We start from the raw sequence: 18,734 nt of genomic DNA, 5'->3' as shown, positions 1-18,734 counted from the left end.
CGACCCCCTATTGCCCGAGCCGCTCGAGCAGAGCGGGGATATGCACCTGATCGGATTTGTAGTTGCCGGTCAGCGCATACATGACGAGGTTGATGCCGACGCGCTCCGCCATTTCGCGCTGGCGTTCGCCGCCGGGCACGACCGCGTAGCGGGCACGTCCATTGCTGCCCACGGCCCATGCGGCGGCATAGTCGTTGGCGCCGACGATGATGGGCGAGACGCCGTCATTGGTGCGGGCGGTCAGGCTGGTCGTGTCCGTCGAGCCGCTATCGCTTGCCGCGACCCATAGCTGTCCGCCAGCCCAGCGGCCGGGGAAATCGTTCAGCAGGTAGAAGCTGCGCGTCAGCACATGATTGGCGGGCACGGGCTCCAGCGCGGGAAGGTCGAGTCCCGACAGCAGGCGTTGCAGCGTCTGCGCGCCCGGGCCGTTGCCGCCTGCGCCGGACAGGGTTTCCTGCCGGTCGCGCGTATCGAACAGGATCATGCCGCCGTTTTTCATATAGGCGTCGATCTTGCCGAGCGTTTCGGGAGAAAGGGGGGGCTGGGTCGGCGTCATCGGCCAGTAGAGCAGCGGGAAGAAGGCGAGTTCGTCCTTTGCGACATCGACGCCCATCGGATCGCCGGGCTCGAACGCGGTCCGCCGCCGCAGGGCACCGGAAAGACCCGTCAGCCCTTCGCGGCTTACCTCATCTACCCGTGCGTCGCCGGTGAGAACATAGGCAAGACGGGTTTCGGTGGAAGCGGCGATATCGAAACCGTCATTGTCGGCGGCGAGGGCTTTCGGCGCGGCGACCAGTACGAGACCGAGAAGGATCAGCGGCAGCAGGTTGCGGCCAAGCCGTCCGCGACGGATCTCCCCCGTCTCGAAAAGGCCGGTGACCCAGAGCGCGGCGATGCCGTCAGCAATCAGCAGCAGCAGGGCAAGTCCCAGCAGCGACGGGCGCAGGCCGAGTTCGGCGCCGGCGGCAAAGCCGCGCCGTTCCGACAGGCCGGGCAGGTCGGCGGCAGGCGTCAGCTTCAGCGCGTCGCTGCCAAGATTGCGCGCGCGGGGTGCATCTTGCGGCCCGTAAAGGCCGGGCGGGTGGCGCGGGTTGTTGTCCATCCGGCCCAGATCCTGCGCGGGAATGGCCGTCACCGTCGGCGAGGGCGCGCCGAGGCGACCGAACCCGTTCAGCGTGGCGACGGGGCTCAGCGCGTCATTGCCGCCCTGGCCGGAGGCGGGCTCGGCGATGTTCTGCGCCTTGGCGACGACACGGCGGAGCATGTCGACAAAGAGGCCGGAGATCGGCAGGTTCGACCAGTCGGTGTTCGCCGTCACATGGAACAGGACGATGCGGCCCTTGCCGCGTTTTGCCGCGGTGACGAGCGGCGTACCGTCGCTGAGGCGCGCCCATGTCTTGTCGCCGAGGTCGAGCGTGGGCTCGGCCAGCACCTGGCGCGAGACATTGACTTCCTCCGGCACGGCGAGGCCTGCAAAGGGGCTGTTCTCGTCGAAGGGCGCGAGATGCTGCGGCTCCGTCCAGGAAAGCGCGCCGCCAAGCGCCCGTCCGCCATGGCGCAGCGGCACGGGGATGAGGCTGTCGCTTTGCGCGGCGAGGTGAGGGCCGGCGAAGCGCACCAGCGTGCCGCCGTTTTCCACCCAGTCCGCGACTTGCTTCTCATCGTCTTGCGTCAGCGTGCCGACATCGGCCAGCACCAGCGCGGACAGCGGGCGGGACAGAAGCTCTGCGACGCTTGAGCTGTCCGTTCCCGTTTTTGCTTCGCGAAGTTCCGCATAAGGAGCGAGCGCCTTTCGAATGTAGTAGAGGTCGGAAAGAAGCGCCTGCGCCTTGTCCGTGCCGGAACCTGAAATGAGGCCGACTGCGCGGCGGCGCCAGCGTTCGTCGAGCAGCGTGACGGCACCGGCGGAGGTCTCGTTCACGATCTGCAGCCGGTCGATCCGGTTGCGCAGTTCGAGAGGCAGTTGAAGCTGCGCGGTCGTTTCCAACGCCTCGTCCTCGAAATCGAAGGACGCGGTGGCGAGCGCATTTCCTTCCGTGCCGATGGCCTGCACCGTCCCGTTGTCGGGATCGGCGGGGCTGGCGCGGCGGATCGTGGAAACCAGCAGGTCGCCATCCGATTCAGGCGGCAGCAGGGCCAATGCGCGTTGGGCGGGCGCGGGTTCGATCAGCGTCACGCCGCCCTTGCCCGCAATCCGTGCGAGCGCTTCGGAGAAGTCCGCCGCCTTGCCATAGTCGAGCCCGTCGCCGATCCAGACGATATGCGGCGCGGCCTTTTTGATGGCAGCGGCTTTTTCGAGCCTGTCGGCCAGCGCCATGCGATCGGGGGCGAAGGGGCGCGGTTCAATGGCCCGGGCGCGGGAGGCGGCATCGTCGGGCGAGGAAAAGTCGATGTCGCCGGGGGTGAGCCGCGGCGCGGTGCCGACCGTCAGCACCGGGCGGTCGTCGCGCCGCGCGGCGGCGATGAGGCCGTTCCGCGCGTTCTGCCGGTCGCTCCATCCCGCGGCCGCCGCCCATCCGTCGTCGATCACGATCAGCAGGGGACCGCCGCCGGACACTTTCGGCGCCGGATTCCAGAGCGGGTCGGCCAGCGCGACGATGACGATGGCGGCGAGCAGCATACGCAGGATCAGCAGCCAGAGCGGCGTGTGGGCGGGCGTTTCCTCTTCATTGGATAGACCTTGCAGCAGGCGGATCGCCGGAAAGCGGATGCGCTTGGGCGAGGGCGGGGAAATCCGCAGCAGCCACCAGATCGCGGGCAGCGCGATCAGGCCGGTGAGTACCCAGGGGGCGGCGAAGGCGAGGGGGCCGAGCGTGAACATCGCCGGTCAGCCTCCCGCGCGGGGCGGCTGCACCGCGTCCAGCGCGCCGGAGAGCGCACCGTAAAGTGCCAGCAGCGCATGATGCGGCGGGCGGTCGGTCCGGTGGGTCGCAAAGGTGAAGTTCAGGCGCTGCGCGGCCTCTTCGATATGGCTGCGATGCGTGGCGAGGCGTTTGTGATAGGCGCTGCGCAGGCTTTCGGCGCGGCCCACCATCAGGCGGGTTTCTTCCTCGATGCCTTCGAATTCGGTGCGCCCTGAAAAGGGCAAATCTTCTTCGGCCGGATCGAGCACCTGGATCACATGTCCCTTGATGCCTTCCGAGGCGTAGCTGCGCAGGCGCGCGGCGATGTCCTCGGCGGGGGAAAGAAAGTCGCCGATCAGCACGATCTGCGCATAGCGCGGCAAATGTTGCGGGGGCGGCAGGCTTTCGAGCGTTGTGTCTTCGCTGCGGTCCAGCATGGCGTGGGCCATGCGGTGAAAGGCGGTGCGGCCCGTCGCGGGCTGGACGCCGCTGCCCAGCGGCGCGATGTTCTCGCCGCCCTGCACAAGGAGCGAGGAGAGTGCCAGCGCCAGCACGGTGGCGCGGTCGCGTTTGCGGCAGGGGGCGAAGTCGGAGGCATAATCCATGGAGGCCGAGCCGTCGCGCCAGATCCAGACGCTTTCGGCGGCTTCCCATTCCTTTTCGCGCACATAGAGGTGGCGTGTGCGGGCGGAGTGACGCCAGTCCACCGAGGAGGCGGTGTCGCCCTCGCGGAAGCGGCGATATTGCCAGAAGGTTTCGCCGGAGCCCGCGCGGCGGCGGCCATGCAGGCCCTGCGCGACGGTGCGCGCGACATGTTCGGCCTCGGTCACCAGAGGCGGCAATGCCTCGGCAAGCGTTTCGGCCTGTTCGCGCAGGCCGATCGCGGGCGCATGGGGCGCATTGTCACTCGGCGGCCGCATGATGCGCGCTCCGGTCAGACGATGGTGCGGCAGAGCCTGTCGATGACGCCGCTGACCGTCACGCCCTCCGCCCGTGCCGAGAAATTGAGTGCCATGCGATGGCGCAGAACGGGGGCGGCCAGCGCCACCACATCCTCCACGGAAGGCGAAAAGCGGCCGTCGATCAGCGCGCGGGCGCGCACGGCCAGCATCAGCGCCTGGCTGGCGCGCGGGCCGGGGCCCCAGGCCACATGGCGTTCCACCTCTTCGGAGGCGCCTTCCTCGGGCCGGGCGGCGCGCACCAGTTCCAGAATGGCGGCGACCACCTTTTCGCCGACCGGCACCCGGCGAACCAGCGCCTGCGCTTCCATCAGGTCTTTCACCGTCATGGATTGCGATACATCGGCCGCCTGTTCGCCCGTGGTGGAAAGCAGCATGCGCTTTTCCGCCTCATAGTCGGGATAGTTCACGTCGATCTGCATCAGGAAACGGTCGAGCTGCGCTTCCGGCAGGGGGTAGGTGCCTTCCTGCTCCAGCGGGTTCTGCGTCGCGAGCACATGGAAGGGGGTGGGCAGTTCGTAGCGTGTGCCGGCCACCGTCACGTGCTTTTCCTGCATGGCCTGCAGCAGGGCGGACTGGGTGCGCGGGCTTGCGCGGTTGATTTCGTCGGCCATCAGGAGCTGGCAGAAGACCGGTCCCTTGATGAAGCGGAAGCTGCGCGCGCCGGAATCGGATTCTTCCAGCACTTCGGAACCCACAATGTCGGCGGGCATCAGGTCGGGCGTGAACTGGATGCGCTTGTCCTCCAGGCCCAGCACCTTGCCCATGGTGTGAACGAGCAGCGTCTTGGCGAGCCCCGGTACGCCGACCAGCAGCGCATGGCCGCCCGCGAGCACGGTGACGAGGGTCTGGTCGATGACCGTTTCCTGCCCGTAAATGATCTCGCCGATGGCCTCGCGCGCGGCGGCGATTTTCGCGCCCGCGGCTTCGATTTCCTCGACGGCGGTGCCGTCGGCTTCACTGACTGTCTGCATTGACCTACATATTGGGTGGTACGGTGCCTTTCTGGCGCCGCACGGGCCTCGTTTCGCTCACGATTGAGCGCCGCATCATAAGCGCTTGGTATCTTGACGATAATATGGCCCGGCATCTGCGCGAAAGGCAGGAATCCGCTCACCCGACGAAAGAAGGGACAAAATGACCGCAAAGCCACAAACGGCGCCCGACACGACGCCGGATGACGCAGCGAAAAAGCGCGAAACCGGCGGCACGATGGGTCTGAAGGGGCTGGCCGAAGCCGAGGCGGCGGGCAAAAAGGCGAAAGGCCTGCCGCCCGTTCATAAATGGAATCCGCCTTTTTGCGGCGATCTCGACATGCGGATCGCCCGCGACGGGAGCTGGTGGTATCTCGGCACGCCCATCGGGCGCGAAAAACTCGTGCGGCTTTTCTCCACCGTTCTGCGTCACGACGAGGACGGCAAATATTATCTCGTCACGCCGGTGGAGAAAATCGGCATCACCGTGGAAGACGCGCCCTTCGTCGCGGTCGCCATGCAGGTGGAAGGCGAGGGCAGGGATCAGGTGCTGACCTTCCGGACCAATGTTGGCGACGAGACCGTGGCCGGGCCCGAGCATCCCATGCGGTTCGAGATCGACAGTGAAACCGGCGAGCCTGCGCCCTATGTGCATGTGCGCGCGCGGCTCGACGCGCTCATCAACCGTGCCGTTTTCTATGATCTCGTGGAGCTCGGCGCGGAAGAGGAGGTCGAGGGGCGTCCATGGTTCGGCGTCTGGTCGTCGGGCGAGTTCTTTCCCTTCATGCCGGCCGATGAAGTCGGCGCCCGTTCCTCCGTCAGCGGATAAGGCGGATTTCGCAGGCCGTTTCTATTTTTCGCCAGGCGCGGTCCGCGGTGAGAGCGGGAATGCCGAACTCTTCTGCCAGAGAAACGCAGGCACGGTCGCCAAGAGACAGGCCCGCGCTTTTTGTTTTGGGCGTAAGCATCCCGGTGGCGACCGCGCGGTCCCGATCCATTGGTTCGATACGAATTCCGAGGCTGTCGATCAGCTCTTCGATGACGTTCCGCGCTATGTTGCGCGAGGCCAGCTTGGAGATCACTTCCGCCAGATTGACGCTGGACATGCAAGCGCCCTCCAGATGATCGGTTGCTTCGTCATTTCCCGGTTCGCTCAGCAATATGGCGAGGAGCGCGGAGGCGTCGAGGACGATTTCACTCATTCTCGTCGGCTTCCTTGCGGCGGTCGGCGATCAACTCGGCGACCAGATCGTCATCTGGGGTAACATGCCGACGGATCAGTTTTTGTGCGCGGCTGAGCGCGAGTTTCTTGCTCACAAGCCGTAGCTCGCCGTCCTCCAGCTTTGCGATAAGTCGGTCGCCCTCCTTCAGTCCCATCGCCTCGCGAAAAGCGGCGGGGATGACGATGCGCCCGCCCGCGCCGAGTTCGACAGGAACGGGCTGATCGGTTTTCGGCCGGGCTGTCGATTGGACGAGTACGTTCCGCACATGCTGGTAACGGATGCCAAGGAACCTCGCGATGTCGGCCCGGCGGAAGCCTGCCGAATCCAGAGCCCTGATCTTGGCCGACTTCGTGGGAAGGCCGGAAGCGATGGCGTTCATTTGTTCCGTGCTAGGCTGCGTCATGGTTCACTTCCGATGCGAAGCGGTGCGATTGTATTGGTTTGTGAATAAAAATATGTCAATTCTTATTGTTGTTGTCAATGAACTATCGTGAGTTGATTTTAGCCCATGTCGATCGCGAGCCGCCTTCGATGGAGGTGATGCTCGGCAGCGAGCCGACCAATGGCGATCATGCGCTGAACCCGGATCCGGACGACTGGCTGGAGCCGGAAGACCGCAAGACGTTGCGCGCCGCCGCCGTGTTGGTGCCCATCGTCGAGCATGAGCATGGCGCCCATATGCTGCTGACGCGGCGCGCGGACCATCTCGGCCAGCATTCCGGCCAGGTCGCCTTTCCCGGCGGCAAGATGGAACCGGGCGAGACGCCGGCGGAGGCCGCGCTGCGCGAGGCGGAGGAAGAGGTCGGGCTCGACCGTTCTTTCGTCGAGGTGGCGGGCTATCTCGATCTTTACGAGACGGGCACGGGCTTTCGCATTCTCCCGGTGGTGGGGTTCGTGCGGCCCGGTTTCGAGCTGACGGTGAACAAGGGCGAGGTGGCGGATGTTTTCGAGGTGCCGCTTTCCTTCCTGATGAACCCGGAGAACCACGAGCGCCACAGCGCCGTCTGGAAGGGCAAGCGGCGGCATTATTACGCCATGCCCTATGGCGGTCAGTATATCTGGGGCGCGACGGCGGGCATGCTCCGCAATATGTATCTCAGGCTTTTCGAGCATCAGCAGGCGAGTGCCTGAGGGCATATGATCCGGCCTTGAAAAAAGTGACGCCCGCGTCATTTATGCTCTGGTCCCGCGCGGCGCGGAATGGCAGTCTGCCCAAAACGATAAAGCGTATGGAGGTCGACCCCGATGAGTGCCGATAAGAAGCTCGCCAACCAGATCTGGCTGAAAGCGGCCGAAACCCGCGCCGTGATGGAGGCGCTGGAAGCCGATGGCGGCACGGCGCGTTTCGTGGGCGGCTGCGTGCGCAATGCGCTGCTGGGCGAGCCGGTGACGGATGTGGATATCGCCACCACCGAGACGCCCGACCGGGCGCAGGCGCTTCTGGAGGCGAAGGGTCTCAAGGTCATTCCCACAGGCATCGAACATGGCACGGTGACGGCGGTGGCCGAGGGCCGTCATTTCGAGATCACCACGCTGCGCGTCGATGTGGCCACGCATGGCCGCCATGCCGATGTCGAATTCACCGGCGACTGGCTGGAAGACGCCAAACGCCGCGACTTCACCATGAACGCGCTTTATGCCGACAAGGACGGCACGCTGCACGACCCGCTGGGCGGGCAGGACGATCTGAAGGCGCGCGTGGTGCGCTTCATCGGCGATCCGCATGAGCGCATTCGCGAGGATTATCTGCGTATCCTGCGTTTCTTCCGCTTCCATGCCTGGTACGGCAAGGGCGAGCCCGACGCGGCCTCGCTCAAGGCCTGTGCGGAAGAAAAGGAAGGGATGAAGCAGCTCTCCGGCGAGCGTATCCGTGTCGAACTCTTCAAGACGCTGACCGCCGACGAGGCGCCCGCCGCCTTCCGCCAGATGGCGGCTTCCGGCGTGCTGAGCGAGGTGCTGCCGGAAGCCTCGAAGCTCGACCGCTTCGAAAATCTGGTGCGGATCGAGCGCGATCAGCTTTTCACCGCCGAGCCCTCGCCCGTGTTGCGTCTGGCCGCGATGCTCGATCTCGACGAGGCGGGCGTGGATGCGCTGGCCGACCGCTTGAAATTCTCCAACAGGGATCGCGAGCGCCTGACGGCCATGCTCACCGATACGACCAAGATCGTCTGCTACCTCTCCATGCGCGAGGTGCGCCGCGCGCTCTACAATATGGGGCTGGAGCTCTTCAAGGATCGCGTCATGCTGGGCTGGGCGGGCGAGCGGCCCGACCACAATGCCTTCCAGTGGCGGGCGATGCTGGCCATGGCCGATAGCTGGGAGAAGCCGCAACTGCCGCTCGACGGCGCGATGATGAAGGCCGCCGGCGTGCCGGAAGGGCCGGAGATGGGCCGCGTCTATCGCGAGGTCGAGGAATGGTGGGTCGACAGCGACTTCACCGATGACGAGTTCTCCATCATCGAGCGGCTGAAGGCCGTGGTGCAGGCGACGATTTACTAATGGTCTCAAGCGCCTGCGCCAAATGTCCCTGCGACATTTGGGCGAATAGGCGGGGAGGCGTGCGCGGTCTAGCGTCGCTTCCATGAGACTCGACCTGATTGAAAAATACGACCTCCGGGTCCCGCGCTACACTTCCTATCCGACTGCGCCGCATTTCGGGCCGTCGGTGGACGGGGACACTTATGCGCGCTGGCTTTCGGAGCTGGAGCCGACCGCGCCGCTGTCGCTCTATCTCCATATCGCCTATTGCGCGGAGATGTGCTGGTTCTGCGGCTGTCACACCAAGGCGACGCATAAATATGCGCCGGTGGCCGACTATCTGGACGCGGTGCAGGCCGAAGCGAAGCTCATCGCCGGCAAGCTTCCGGCGCGGATGAAAGTCGATCACGTGCATTTCGGCGGCGGCAGCCCAACGCTTCTGAAGGCGGACGATTTCGCCCAGACGCTGGCGCAGCTTCGCGAGTTCTACAATGTGACGCTCGACGCCGACATCGCGGTCGAGATGGATCCGCGCACGGCGACCGAGGATTATGTTCGCGCCATGGCGAAGGCGGGCGTGACGCGCGCCTCCATCGGTGTGCAGGATTTCGACGAGCGCGTGCAGAAGGCGATCAACCGCATCCAGCCTTACGATGTGACGGCGCGGGTGATCGGCTGGCTGCGGGACGCAGGCATTTCCGCCATCAATATGGATCTCGTTTACGGGCTTCCCTATCAGACGGTGGAAAGCGTGACCGAGATGGCGCGGCTTGCCGCCGGGCTGGCGCCTGCGCGCATTGCGCTTTTCGGTTATGCGCATGTGCCCTGGATGAAGCCGCATCAGAAGCTCATCCCGGAGGACGCGCTGCCGGATATGGCCGAGCGCTGGGCGCAATATGAAGCCACCGCCGATGCGCTGCTTGAGGCCGGGTACATCCGCGTCGGGCTCGACCATTTCGCGCATCCGGACGACCCGATGGCGAAGGCCGCGAAGGACGGGGCGCTTCACCGCAATTTCCAGGGCTATACGACCGACGAGGCGCCGGTGCTCATCGCGCTGGGCGCGAGCGGCATCGGCTCGCTGCCGCAGGGCTATGTGGCGAACGAGATCGCCATCGAGCGTTACAAGCAGACGGTCAGGGCAGGGGAACTGCCGATCGCGCGCGGCATCGCCGTCAATGGCGACGACAAATTGCGGCGCGAGATCATCGAGAAGCTGATGTGCGACATGAATGTCGATCTTGCCGAGATCGCGGGCCTGCACGGCCTCGACCCGGATGCCTTCGATCCGGAACTCGCCGCGCTGGAGCCGCTGGAGGCTGACGGCATCGTGCTGCGCGACGGCTCGCGCCTCGTCATCACCGAGGAAGGCCGCCCCTTGATGCGCGCCGTCTGCGCCGTCTTCGACCGCTATCTCGGTCAGGGCGGGGCGCAGCACTCCAGGGCAGTGTAGTTTCTTCGTCATTGCGAGGAGCGAAGCGACGAAGCAATCCAACCTGTGCCTTGAGCGCTGGATTGCTTCGCTTTGCTCGCAATGACGTATCTTCTAGGTGTCATCCCGGGTTGTGTGGGGATCCAGTAAGCACCCGGCCTCGCCCTTCGAGACGCGGCTTCGCCGCTCCTCAGGGTGAGGATTGACGTCTGAAATGGTTCCTCATCCTGAGGAGGCCCGAAGGGCCGTCTCGAAGGATGCGGCCTCTGCGCCCCAATCCCTTTTCGTACTAAAGGAAGCCCGGGATGACACCTTCAAGACATCAAGGCCACTTCACCTCGGGCGGCATGGACGACAGGATCGAGTTCACGTTCCCGCCGGTCTTGAGGCCGAACACCGTGCCGCGGTCGTAGAGCAGGTTGAACTCCACATAACGTCCGCGCCGGATGAGCTGCTCTTCGCGCTCGTCCCCCGTCCATCCTTCATTCATGTGGCGGCGGACAAGCTCGGGATAGATCTCGAGAAAGGCCCGGCCCACATCCTGTGTGAAGGCGAAGTCCTTCGCCCAGTCGCCTGTGTTGTGGTGATCGTAGAAGATGCCGCCCGTGCCGCGCGGTTCGTTGCGGTGGGGCAGGAAGAAATACTCGTCGCACCACTGCTTGAAGCGCGGATAGTAGCTCTCGTCGTGCCTGTCGCAGGCGCGCTTGTAGGCGGCGTGGAAGTCCACCGTGTCCGGATGGTCCTCGCGGCGCTGCACGTCCAGCACCGGCGTCAGGTCGCCGCCGCCGCCGAACCAGCTCTTCGTCGTATAGACATGCCGCGTATTCATATGCACGGCGGGGACGCGCGGGTTCTGCATATGAGCGATGAGGGAGATGCCGGAGGCCCAGAAACGCGGGTCGTCCGATGCGCCTTCCATCTGCTTGCGGAACTCCTCGGAAAACTCGCCATGGACGGTCGAGATATGGACGCCGACCTTCTCGAAGACGCGGCCATGCATGACCGACATTTCGCCGCCGCCCTCATCCTTGCTGCCGTCGCCCCGTTTCCAGGGGGTGCGCTCGAAACGGCCCGCCGGGCGGTCGGTGAAGGTGCCGGTCAGTTCGTCCTCGATCTTCTCGAATTCCGCGCAGATGAGGTCGCGAAGCTCGCGGAACCAGGCGGCGGCCTGTTTTTTCCGGTCTTCTATCGTCGCCGCGTTCGTTTCGGCCATCGTCCCGTTCCTCCGTTCAGCTTTCCGCTTCCGGAAAGCCGTTTGTCTGTCTCAGCGCTTCGCCCAGCACCATGGCGCCCGCGAGCGCCACATTGAGCGAGCGGGCCCCCGGCGCCATGGGTATGAGGAGGCGCGCATCCGCCGCCTCATGCACCTCGTCTGGCACGCCCGCGCTCTCCCGGCCCAGAAGCAATATGTCGCCGGGGGCGAAGCTGAAGGCGGTATAGGGCATATCGGCCCCGGTCGTCAGCAGGATGAGGCGGCTTTCGGTCATGGGGGGCGTTTGGCGGGCCTCCTGAAACGCCGCCCAGTCCGCATGGCGGGTGACGGGGGCCAGGGCGGCATAGTCCATTCCCGAGCGCTTCAGCGCCTTGTCCGACCAGACGAAGCCGCAGGGCTCGATGACGTCGAGCCCCACGCCGAGGCAGGCGGCGGTGCGGATCAGTGTGCCGGTGTTCTGGGGAATGTCGGGTTCGAAAAGGGCGAGGCGCATGAGGTGTCGTCGGGTCCGTGTGAGCCCCTTCCGGGGCGAAGAGATGCAAAGTTAGGCTATTCGGAGAGGCTTGGGCGATCCACTTGCGAACGGGTCGCAAAAACGGCGCGAAACCCGCATAAAACGGGGCCCTGCGTCATCCTGCCACAGGGTGTGCGGGACTGGACAAGGGGGCGATTGAATGCCACAAACCCTCCCGCATGGGGGGGCACGCGCGGATTCGTCGCGCCTGCAATCCATGTCATGGGGTTTGCGCCGCGCCACCCAGTTCTATCGTGATCGGGACCCCCGGTTTCGGGTTTCGGTCGGAAGGGTCATCCGCCGGGATGGCAGGGGGCTCGTGGCCTATTTCAACGAGGAGACTGAACCGTGGCAGATACCCACGTGGAAGAGCCGACACGGCGCGATTTCCTGTATGTAGCCACCGGATCGTTCGCAGCCGTCGGCGCAGCCTTCGCTGTGTGGCCGCTGATCGACCAGATGAATCCGGACGCCTCCGTACTGGCGCTCGCTTCCATCGAAGTCGACATCAGTAACGTACCGGTCGGACAGCAGATCACCGCCAAATGGCGCGGCAAGCCGGTCTTCATCCGTCATCGCACGGAAGAGGAAATCAAGGCGGCCGAAAATGTGGACGTTTCGAGCCTTCCCGATCCGCAGACCGATGCGGAGCGCCTCAAGAAGGACCCGGAAGGAACGCTGGAGCGCCCGTGGCTCGTCGTTATCGGCATCTGCACCCATCTGGGTTGCGTGCCGCTCTCCTATGCGGGCGAATATGATGGCTGGTTCTGTCCCTGCCATGGCTCGGTCTACGATACCTCCGGCCGTATCCGCAAAGGCCCGGCACCGCTTAATCTCGAAGTGCCGCCCTACGAGTTTCTTTCCGACACAAAAATCAAGATCGGCTGAGGGGGGCACACAATATGAGTGGCGAAAGCACCTACACGCCGGGCAACGGTTTGACGCGCTGGCTTGACGATCGGCTTCCCGTTCTGCGCCTCGTCAATGACAGCTTCGTCGACTATCCGACGCCCAAGAACCTGAATTACTGGTGGACGTTCGGCGGTATTCTGTCGATGTGCCTGGGCATTCAGATCATCACCGGCATCATTCTCGCCATGCATTACACGCCGAATGTGGACCTGGCCTTCGCCAGCGTCGAACACATCATGCGCGATGTGAACTATGGCTGGCTGCTGCGCTACATTCACGCCAACGGCGCCTCGATGTTCTTTATCGCGGTCTATATCCACATGTTCCGCGGTCTCTATTACGGCTCCTACAAGGCGCCGCGCGAAGTGCTGTGGATTCTCGGCGTGCTGATCTATCTGCTGATGATGGCGACCGCCTTCTTCGGCTATGTGCTTCCCTGGGGCCAGATGAGCTTCTGGGGCGCCACGGTGATCACGAACCTGTTCGGTGCCATCCCGATCGTGGGCGACCCGATCCGCGAATGGCTGTGGGGCGGCTTTTCCGTCGGCAATCCGACGCTGAACCGTTTCTTCTCGCTGCATTACCTGTTCCCGTTCCTGATCGCGGGCGTCACCATTCTCCATGTCTGGGCGCTGCATGTGACGGGGCAGAACAATCCCTCGGGCATCGAGGTCAAGGATCCGGCCAAGGACACGGTGAAGTTCACCCCCTATGCGACCGTCAAGGACGCATTCGGCATGTCGGTCTTCCTGATCCTGTTCGCCTATTTCGTCTTCTACAACCCGAACGGTCTGGGCGAAGCCGCGAACTATGTCGAGGCCAACCCGCTTCAGACGCCGGCGCATATCGTGCCCGAATGGTACCTCCTGCCGTTCTACGCGATCCTTCGCGCCGTGCCGGACAAGCTGGGCGGCGTGCTGCTGATGTTCGCTGCGATCGGCGTGCTGTTCGTGCTGCCCTGGCTCGACACCTCCAAGGTGCGGTCGGCCCGGTTCCGCCCGCTCTATCGCCAGTTCTTCTGGATTCACCTGGTGGTCTGCATCATCCTGGGCTGGTGCGGTGCGCAGCTTCCGAGCAATGTTCTGTTCGGTAGCGACACGCAGATCGGCATCTACGATACGCGCGGCGAAGCGCTGGAAGCCGTGACGACCGCTGCCAAGGAGCAGGGTCTCAGCCCCGAGGACGACTTCAAGGTCGAAGAGCATGTCGAGGACAACAAGCTCGAATTCGTCGCTTCGCGCGTCGACTTCGCCTTCGATGTGACGGACCTCTCGCGGATCCTGACGATCTACTACTTCCTGCACTTCCTGGTGCTGTTCCCGGTTCTGGGGCTTGTGGAGCGTCCGCAATCCCTGCCGTCCAGCATCTCGGAATCGGTACTCGGCAAAAAAGCCGCGACGGCCGAGGCGTAAGAGAGGGAATGGAAAGAATGATGAAAACCATGATCCAGTCCGTTCTTGGCCGCCGCGCGATGGGCGTCGTCATGGCCGGTGCCGTCATTGCCACCGGCTTCGCCTTCGGCGTCCAGCCGGCCAGCGCAGCGTCCGAGGCTCACGAACCCGAAGCGATCGACTGGTCCTTCAACGGTCCTTTCGGCACCTATGACAAGAGCCAGCTTCGCCGCGGCTTCAAGGTGTTCAAGGAAGTCTGCGCCACCTGCCATTCGGCTCATCTGCTCAAGTTCCGCAATCTCGCGGAAGAGGGCGGGCCGGCGTTCTCTGAAGCGCAGGTGAAGGTCATCGCGGCCGAGTACACGATCGAGGAACTGAACGGCGACGGCGACATGGAAGAGCGTCCGCGCCTTCCCAAGGATCCGTTCCCGTCGCCTTACGCGAACCCCGAGCAGGCCGCGGCCGCGCTCGGCGTGGCGCCGCCGGACCTTTCCGTCATGGCGAAGGCCCGCGAAGGCGGTCCCGACTACATCCATGCGCTGCTGATGGGGTATCAGGACCCGCCGGAGGGCCGCGAGATGGCGCCCGGTACCCATTACAACCCGTATTTCCCGGGCGGAGCGATCGCCATGCCGGCGCCGCTCTTTGCCGATCAGGTGGAATATGAGGACGGGACGCCGACCACGCTGGATCAGGAATCGCAGGACGTGACGGCCTTCCTGATGTGGGTCGCCGAGCCGAAGCTGGAACAGCGCCACGAGATGGGCTTCCAGGTGCTGATCTATCTCATCGCGCTGGCCGGCATTCTCTACTTCGCCACGCGCAAGGTCTGGTCCGACGTGCACTGAGCACGGGCCGACCCCCGCAGATCGAAAAGGGCTCCCTTGCGGGGGCCCTTTTTTATGGCGTCGTGATATTGGTCTGTTATATCGGAAATCGAAAAACACCCAGTCGTCACGGCCTGTCCGAAGCCGGGCATGACGAATGAGAGAGGCGGAAATTGGCATGACGAAAACTGTGTTGGGCGTCATCGGCGGCAGCGGCGTCTATGAGTTTCCGGGGCTCGAAAACGAGCGCTGGGAGCGGGTGGAAAGCCCCTGGGGCGAGCCCTCCGACGAGCTGCATTTCGGCGAGCTGCCGCTTTCGGGCGGGCGCCGCCTGGAGATGGTGTTCCTGCCGCGTCACGGGCGGGGGCATCCTCATTCGCCGACCAGCATCAATTACCGCGCCAATATCGATGCGATGAAGCGCGTCGGCGTGACAGACATCGTATCCGTTTCCGCCGTAGGCTCGCTCAAGGAAGAGCTGCCGCCGGGCACTTTCGTCATCGTCGACCAGTTCGTCGACCGTACCTTCCAGCGCGAGAAGAGCTTCTTCGGCGAGGGCTGTGTGGCGCATGTCTCCATGGCGCAGCCGGTCTGCCCGCGGCTTGGCGATCATCTGGAGGCGGCGTGCAAGGCGAACGATATTCCGGTATCGCGCGGCGGCAGCTATCTCGTGATGGAAGGACCGCAATTTTCCACGCTGGCGGAATCGGAGATCTACCGCAGCTGGGGCTGTTCGGTTATCGGCATGACCAACATGCCGGAAGCCAAGCTCGCCCGCGAGGCGGAGATCCCTTACGCCACCGTCGCCATGGTGACGGATTACGATTGCTGGCACCCGCATCATGACGATGTGGATGTATCCGCCGTCATCCAGGTGCTTTCCGGCAATGCCGACAAGTCGCGCGACATGCTGCGCAGCTTTGCCGAAAGTTTCGGGCCGGAGCGCGAGCCGTCGCCCATCGACGAGGCGCTGGAAGCCGCCATCATCACCGCGCCGGACAAGATCGATCCGGCGCTTCTGAAAAAGCTCGACGCCGTGGCCGGCCGCGTTCTCGGCTGATCCGCATTTCACGGTCGCCATAGGGGAGAGATTTCATGGATATCACGCAATTCATTCGCACCATCCCGGACTATCCCAAGGAAGGGATCATGTTTCGCGACATCACCACGCTCCTGCGCGACAGGACGGGGTTTCGCGCGGCGGTGGATTCGCTGGTCCAGCTTCACAAGGGTGCCGCCTTCGACGTGGTGGCGGGGATCGAGGCGCGCGGGTTCATCCTGGGCGGCGCGGTGGCGCATCAGCTCGGCCTCGGCTTCGTGCCCGTGCGCAAGAAGGGCAAGCTGCCCTGGGAAACGATCGGCGAGGAATACGAGCTCGAATACGGCACGGACATGGTGGAAATCCACGCCGATGCCGTGAAGGAAGGCGACAAGGTGCTGCTGGTGGACGATCTCATTGCCACGGGCGGCACGGCGGAAGCGGCGATCAAGCTTTTCCGCCGCGCGGGCGCCAGCGTGCCCGGCGCGAGCTTCGTGGTCGAGTTGCCCGCACTTGGCGGCCGTGAAAAGCTGGAGGCCATGGATATCGAGGTGCTCTCGCTCTGCACCTTCGACGGCGAGTGACCCCGTTTCCCTGACGCTGTCCGTCCCCGGTCTGAAAGGGAATAAGAGATGAAGATCGACGGAACGCATTACCGCACCATCTGGGTCAATGAAGATGGCTGGTCGGTGGAAATCATCGACCAGACGAAACTCCCTTTCAGCTTCGAGACGAAAACGCTGAAGACGGTGGACGATGCCGCCCGCGCCATCAAGGACATGCTGGTGCGCGGCGCGCCGCTCATCGGCGCGACGGCGGCCTATGGCGTCTGCCTTGCGATGCGCGACGATGCGTCGGATGCCGGGCTTGAGGAAGCGATTGCGATGCTGGGCGCGACGCGGCCCACGGCGGTCAATCTTCATTGGGCGCTGGAGCGCATGCGCGCCGCGGTTCATCCGCACGGGCACAATGCGCGGATGGAGGCGGCCTACAAGGAGGCGGCGGCCATTTGCGACGACGATGTGGAGATCTGCCGCCGCATCGGCGAGAACGGGCTGACGCTGATCGAGGCGGCCGCCGGGAAGAATGAAGGCGGCAAGGTCAATATCCTCACCCATTGCAATGCGGGCTGGCTCGCCTGCGTCGACTGGGGCACGGCGCTTGCGCCCATCTATATGGCGCATGACAAGGGGCTCGACGTGCATGTCTGGGTGGACGAGACCCGGCCGCGCAATCAGGGCGCATCGCTCACCGCCTTCGAGCTGGGCCGTCACGGCGTGCCGCATACCATCGTGCCGGACAATGCGGGCGGGCATCTCATGCAGCACGGGCTTGTCGATATGTGTATCGTCGGCACCGACCGCACCACCGCCACGGGCGATGTGGCGAACAAGATCGGCACCTATCTGAAGGCGCTGGCCGCGCATGACAATGACGTACCATTCTATGTCGCGCTGCCCCATACCACGATCGACTGGACGCTCGACGATGGCGTCGCCGGCATTCCGATCGAACAGCGTTCCGCGCATGAAGTGACGCATCTGACCGGTCGGACCGACACAGGCGAGATTGTGACCGTCCAGGTCTCCGCGCCGGAGAGCGGGGCGGCTAATTTCGGGTTCGACGTCACGCCCTCGCGCTATGTGACGGCGCTCGTCACCGAGCGCGGCATCGCGGAGGCCTCGAAAGAGGGGCTCCTCAAGCTCTATCCGGAACGGAAGAATGGCTGAGCGCGACGAGGACTGGCTGCGGCAATGCGTGATCGACGCCGCGCTGGACCTCGCCTATACAGGCCTCTCGCCGCAAATGTCCGGCAATGTCTCGGCGCGCTGCGAGGGCGGGTTTCTCGTCACGCCGTCGGGTGTTGCTTACACCGACCTCGTCCCGGACGATCTCGTAAAGCTCGACCTTGAGGGAAACCTTCTGGACGGCCAGCTGCCGCCGTCGAGCGAATGGCAGATGCATACGGGCATCTATCGCGAGCGGGATGACGTCGGGGGCATCGTGCATGCTCATTCCGACTATGCCGTTTCGCTCGCCGTGATGCACAAGGACATTCCGGCTTTCCACTATATGGTCGCCGTGGCGGGCGGGCGCGACATTCGCTGCGCGCCTTACGCTACCTTTGGCACGGCGGCGCTGGCCGACCATGCACTTTCCGCGCTCGAAGGCCGCAAGGCCTGCCTTCTTGCCCATCACGGACAGATCGCGCTCGGCGAAACGGTGGAAGACGCGCTGCATCTCGCCCATGAGGTGGAGACGCTTTCCGGGCAATATTGGCGCGCCCTCCAGATCGGCGATCCGCCGCTTCTCTCCGATGAGGAAATGGCGGTGAATGTCGAGAAGTTCAGGACCTACGGGCGGCGGAGTTGATGGCCTCGCGATTGCCGTCCGAGGCAATTCAGAAGAGTTGTTTTACAAAAGACTCGGCCGGGATCGGAAGTAGATCCTGTGGGTGGTCTCCTCCGAATGTTGCCCATTTGCTGCTTGCCTTGGAGGTTTCCGAGGCAAGTTTTTCGCCAGTGGTGGCATCATAGACTTCCATCTGGAGCGTGATCTTGTCGGGAATTCCGGACCACTCCGTCGCACGATCTTCCCAGTGGAGAATCTTTGTATTGAAAAGATATCGGAAGTTCCCCTGACGCGCTTTTGCCAGAGCCTCTTCCAGAGGTTCTACGGCGGATGCCTGGAAGGCTCTGTTTGAGTAAGGTGCCAATGCCTGCGATATGGCCTGCGCGGTCATGTAGCCCGATCCGGAATAGACAGTATCCTGGTATCGACCGTCTTCGGGAAGCACTACGTAGAAATCGGCGCCTTGTTCAAGACGAGTGGACGGGCCTTCGTAGGAAATCGGTTTGTATTTGCTTGCACAGCCCGCCAGCAGCAGTGCCGCCGCGGCAAAACCCAGTATTTGACCATTCGCTTTCCC

General features: G+C 64.1%; 19 protein-coding genes. 11 read left to right on the top strand and 8 right to left on the bottom strand.

Translation table 11 applies throughout. The features are described 5' to 3' along the window. Positions 1 to 7: 7 nt before the first annotated feature. From FHS78_RS02765 to FHS78_RS02755, 3 genes are read right to left on the bottom strand one after another with little or no spacing between them, the layout of a single operon-like run. The gene (locus FHS78_RS02765; protein WP_167090099.1) at positions 8 to 2,821 is read right to left on the bottom strand and encodes a DUF4159 domain-containing protein; all 2,814 of its coding nucleotides are present in this window, start codon (positions 2,819 to 2,821) and stop codon (positions 8 to 10) included. 6 nt (positions 2,822 to 2,827) lie between these two features. Next, positions 2,828 to 3,763, bottom strand: a complete 936-nt coding sequence (locus FHS78_RS02760) for a DUF58 domain-containing protein (RefSeq protein ID WP_167090097.1) — start codon at positions 3,761 to 3,763, stop codon at positions 2,828 to 2,830. Between the two features lie 14 nt (positions 3,764 to 3,777). Then, positions 3,778 to 4,776, bottom strand: a complete 999-nt coding sequence (locus tag FHS78_RS02755) for an AAA family ATPase (protein ID WP_167090095.1) — start codon at positions 4,774 to 4,776, stop codon at positions 3,778 to 3,780. Positions 4,777 to 4,939: 163 nt separating this feature from the next. Here FHS78_RS02755 and FHS78_RS02750 point away from each other — a divergent pair, with 163 nt between their 5' ends. Further along, a complete protein-coding gene (locus tag FHS78_RS02750; RefSeq protein ID WP_205305172.1) occupies positions 4,940 to 5,605 on the top strand; it encodes a DUF1285 domain-containing protein in 666 nt (221 codons plus the stop codon). On the opposite strand, the gene FHS78_RS02745 is transcribed toward FHS78_RS02750, so the two are convergent. Both FHS78_RS02745 and FHS78_RS02740 read right to left on the bottom strand, forming a co-directional pair. Continuing rightward, positions 5,595 to 5,978 carry a type II toxin-antitoxin system VapC family toxin gene (locus FHS78_RS02745; RefSeq protein ID WP_167090092.1) on the bottom strand — a complete coding sequence of 128 codons (384 nt, stop codon included), beginning with the start codon at positions 5,976 to 5,978 and terminating at the stop codon, positions 5,595 to 5,597. The genes FHS78_RS02750 and FHS78_RS02745 overlap by 11 nt on opposite strands. After that, on the bottom strand, positions 5,971 to 6,402 hold the full coding sequence (locus FHS78_RS02740; RefSeq protein WP_167090090.1) for an AbrB/MazE/SpoVT family DNA-binding domain-containing protein: 432 nt from the start codon (positions 6,400 to 6,402) through the stop codon (positions 5,971 to 5,973). Before FHS78_RS02740 ends, FHS78_RS02745 begins: the two co-directional genes overlap by 8 nt. A gap of 92 nt (positions 6,403 to 6,494) precedes the next feature. On the opposite strand from FHS78_RS02740, the gene FHS78_RS02735 reads away from it, so the two are divergent. The 3 genes from FHS78_RS02735 to hemN all read left to right on the top strand — a co-directional run bounded on the left by FHS78_RS02735 (position 6,495) and on the right by hemN (position 9,930). After that, a complete protein-coding gene (locus tag FHS78_RS02735; RefSeq protein WP_246220326.1) occupies positions 6,495 to 7,130 on the top strand; it encodes a CoA pyrophosphatase in 636 nt (211 codons plus the stop codon). A gap of 114 nt (positions 7,131 to 7,244) precedes the next feature. After that, positions 7,245 to 8,498 (top strand): CCA tRNA nucleotidyltransferase, encoded by a 1,254-nt coding sequence (locus FHS78_RS02730; RefSeq protein WP_167090086.1) that lies wholly within the window; start codon positions 7,245 to 7,247, stop codon positions 8,496 to 8,498. An 82-nt stretch (positions 8,499 to 8,580) separates the two neighbouring features. Beyond that, positions 8,581 to 9,930, top strand: coding sequence for an oxygen-independent coproporphyrinogen III oxidase (gene hemN, locus FHS78_RS02725; RefSeq protein ID WP_167090084.1), 1,350 nt, complete (start codon positions 8,581 to 8,583; stop codon positions 9,928 to 9,930). A gap of 301 nt (positions 9,931 to 10,231) precedes the next feature. Here the strand turns inward: hemN and hemF are convergent, their stop codons facing one another. Together hemF and FHS78_RS02715 are read right to left on the bottom strand one after the other, a co-directional pair. After that, complete coding sequence (hemF, locus tag FHS78_RS02720; RefSeq protein WP_167090082.1) at positions 10,232 to 11,122, bottom strand: oxygen-dependent coproporphyrinogen oxidase; 891 nt, start codon at positions 11,120 to 11,122, stop codon at positions 10,232 to 10,234. A 16-nt stretch (positions 11,123 to 11,138) separates the two neighbouring features. After that, complete coding sequence (locus FHS78_RS02715) at positions 11,139 to 11,615, bottom strand: tRNA (cytidine(34)-2'-O)-methyltransferase (protein ID WP_167090080.1); 477 nt, start codon at positions 11,613 to 11,615, stop codon at positions 11,139 to 11,141. 369 nt (positions 11,616 to 11,984) lie between these two features. Here FHS78_RS02715 and petA point away from each other — a divergent pair, with 369 nt between their 5' ends. From petA to FHS78_RS02675, 7 genes are all read left to right on the top strand, one after another. After that, a complete protein-coding gene (gene petA, locus FHS78_RS02710) occupies positions 11,985 to 12,524 on the top strand; it encodes a ubiquinol-cytochrome c reductase iron-sulfur subunit (RefSeq protein ID WP_167090078.1) in 540 nt (179 codons plus the stop codon). Between the two features lie 14 nt (positions 12,525 to 12,538). Next, positions 12,539 to 13,960, top strand: a complete 1,422-nt coding sequence (locus tag FHS78_RS02705) for a cytochrome b (RefSeq protein ID WP_246220325.1) — start codon at positions 12,539 to 12,541, stop codon at positions 13,958 to 13,960. Positions 13,961 to 13,977: 17 nt separating this feature from the next. Next, positions 13,978 to 14,787: a cytochrome c1 gene (locus FHS78_RS02695; RefSeq protein ID WP_343041918.1), complete on the top strand. Its 810-nt coding sequence runs from the start codon at positions 13,978 to 13,980 to the stop codon at positions 14,785 to 14,787. 157 nt (positions 14,788 to 14,944) lie between these two features. After that, positions 14,945 to 15,826 (top strand): S-methyl-5'-thioadenosine phosphorylase, encoded by an 882-nt coding sequence (locus FHS78_RS02690; protein ID WP_167090076.1) that lies wholly within the window; start codon positions 14,945 to 14,947, stop codon positions 15,824 to 15,826. Positions 15,827 to 15,861: 35 nt separating this feature from the next. Continuing rightward, complete coding sequence (locus tag FHS78_RS02685) at positions 15,862 to 16,389, top strand: adenine phosphoribosyltransferase (protein ID WP_167090074.1); 528 nt, start codon at positions 15,862 to 15,864, stop codon at positions 16,387 to 16,389. Positions 16,390 to 16,437: 48 nt separating this feature from the next. Further along, the gene (gene mtnA / locus FHS78_RS02680) at positions 16,438 to 17,535 is read left to right on the top strand and encodes an S-methyl-5-thioribose-1-phosphate isomerase (RefSeq protein WP_167090072.1); all 1,098 of its coding nucleotides are present in this window, start codon (positions 16,438 to 16,440) and stop codon (positions 17,533 to 17,535) included. Beyond that, positions 17,528 to 18,178 (top strand): class II aldolase/adducin family protein, encoded by a 651-nt coding sequence (locus FHS78_RS02675; RefSeq protein ID WP_167090070.1) that lies wholly within the window; start codon positions 17,528 to 17,530, stop codon positions 18,176 to 18,178. Before mtnA ends, FHS78_RS02675 begins: the two co-directional genes overlap by 8 nt. A 28-nt stretch (positions 18,179 to 18,206) precedes the next feature. Here FHS78_RS02675 and FHS78_RS02670 read toward each other — a convergent pair whose 3' ends face one another. Continuing rightward, complete coding sequence (locus tag FHS78_RS02670) at positions 18,207 to 18,656, bottom strand: DUF4823 domain-containing protein (protein ID WP_343041921.1); 450 nt, start codon at positions 18,654 to 18,656, stop codon at positions 18,207 to 18,209. Positions 18,657 to 18,734 lie beyond the last annotated feature (78 nt).

This window comes from Parvibaculum indicum (assembly GCF_011762095.1).
Lineage (GTDB): Bacteria > Pseudomonadota > Alphaproteobacteria > Parvibaculales > Parvibaculaceae > Parvibaculum > Parvibaculum indicum.
Note: the sequence above shows the minus strand (reverse complement) of the source record. Positions and strands in the feature narration are given on the sequence as shown.

Excerpts from the sequence above, each read along its gene's own strand:
- FHS78_RS02765 (WP_167090099.1), bottom strand. The coding sequence starts at position 2,821 with ATGTTCACGCTCGGCCCCCTCGCCTTCGCCGCCCCCTGGGTACTCACC.
- FHS78_RS02760 (WP_167090097.1), bottom strand. The coding sequence starts at position 3,763 with ATGCGGCCGCCGAGTGACAATGCGCCCCATGCGCCCGCGATCGGCCTG.
- FHS78_RS02755 (WP_167090095.1), bottom strand. The coding sequence starts at position 4,776 with ATGCAGACAGTCAGTGAAGCCGACGGCACCGCCGTCGAGGAAATCGAA.
- FHS78_RS02750 (WP_205305172.1), top strand. The coding sequence starts at position 4,940 with ATGACCGCAAAGCCACAAACGGCGCCCGACACGACGCCGGATGACGCA.
- FHS78_RS02745 (WP_167090092.1), bottom strand. The coding sequence starts at position 5,978 with ATGAGTGAAATCGTCCTCGACGCCTCCGCGCTCCTCGCCATATTGCTG.
- FHS78_RS02740 (WP_167090090.1), bottom strand. The coding sequence starts at position 6,402 with ATGACGCAGCCTAGCACGGAACAAATGAACGCCATCGCTTCCGGCCTT.
- FHS78_RS02730 (WP_167090086.1), top strand. The coding sequence starts at position 7,245 with ATGAGTGCCGATAAGAAGCTCGCCAACCAGATCTGGCTGAAAGCGGCC.
- hemN (WP_167090084.1), top strand. The coding sequence starts at position 8,581 with ATGAGACTCGACCTGATTGAAAAATACGACCTCCGGGTCCCGCGCTAC.
- hemF (WP_167090082.1), bottom strand. The coding sequence starts at position 11,122 with ATGGCCGAAACGAACGCGGCGACGATAGAAGACCGGAAAAAACAGGCC.
- FHS78_RS02715 (WP_167090080.1), bottom strand. The coding sequence starts at position 11,615 with ATGCGCCTCGCCCTTTTCGAACCCGACATTCCCCAGAACACCGGCACA.
- FHS78_RS02705 (WP_246220325.1), top strand. The coding sequence starts at position 12,539 with ATGAGTGGCGAAAGCACCTACACGCCGGGCAACGGTTTGACGCGCTGG.
- FHS78_RS02695 (WP_343041918.1), top strand. The coding sequence starts at position 13,978 with ATGATGAAAACCATGATCCAGTCCGTTCTTGGCCGCCGCGCGATGGGC.
- FHS78_RS02690 (WP_167090076.1), top strand. The coding sequence starts at position 14,945 with ATGACGAAAACTGTGTTGGGCGTCATCGGCGGCAGCGGCGTCTATGAG.
- FHS78_RS02685 (WP_167090074.1), top strand. The coding sequence starts at position 15,862 with ATGGATATCACGCAATTCATTCGCACCATCCCGGACTATCCCAAGGAA.
- mtnA (WP_167090072.1), top strand. The coding sequence starts at position 16,438 with ATGAAGATCGACGGAACGCATTACCGCACCATCTGGGTCAATGAAGAT.
- FHS78_RS02675 (WP_167090070.1), top strand. The coding sequence starts at position 17,528 with ATGGCTGAGCGCGACGAGGACTGGCTGCGGCAATGCGTGATCGACGCC.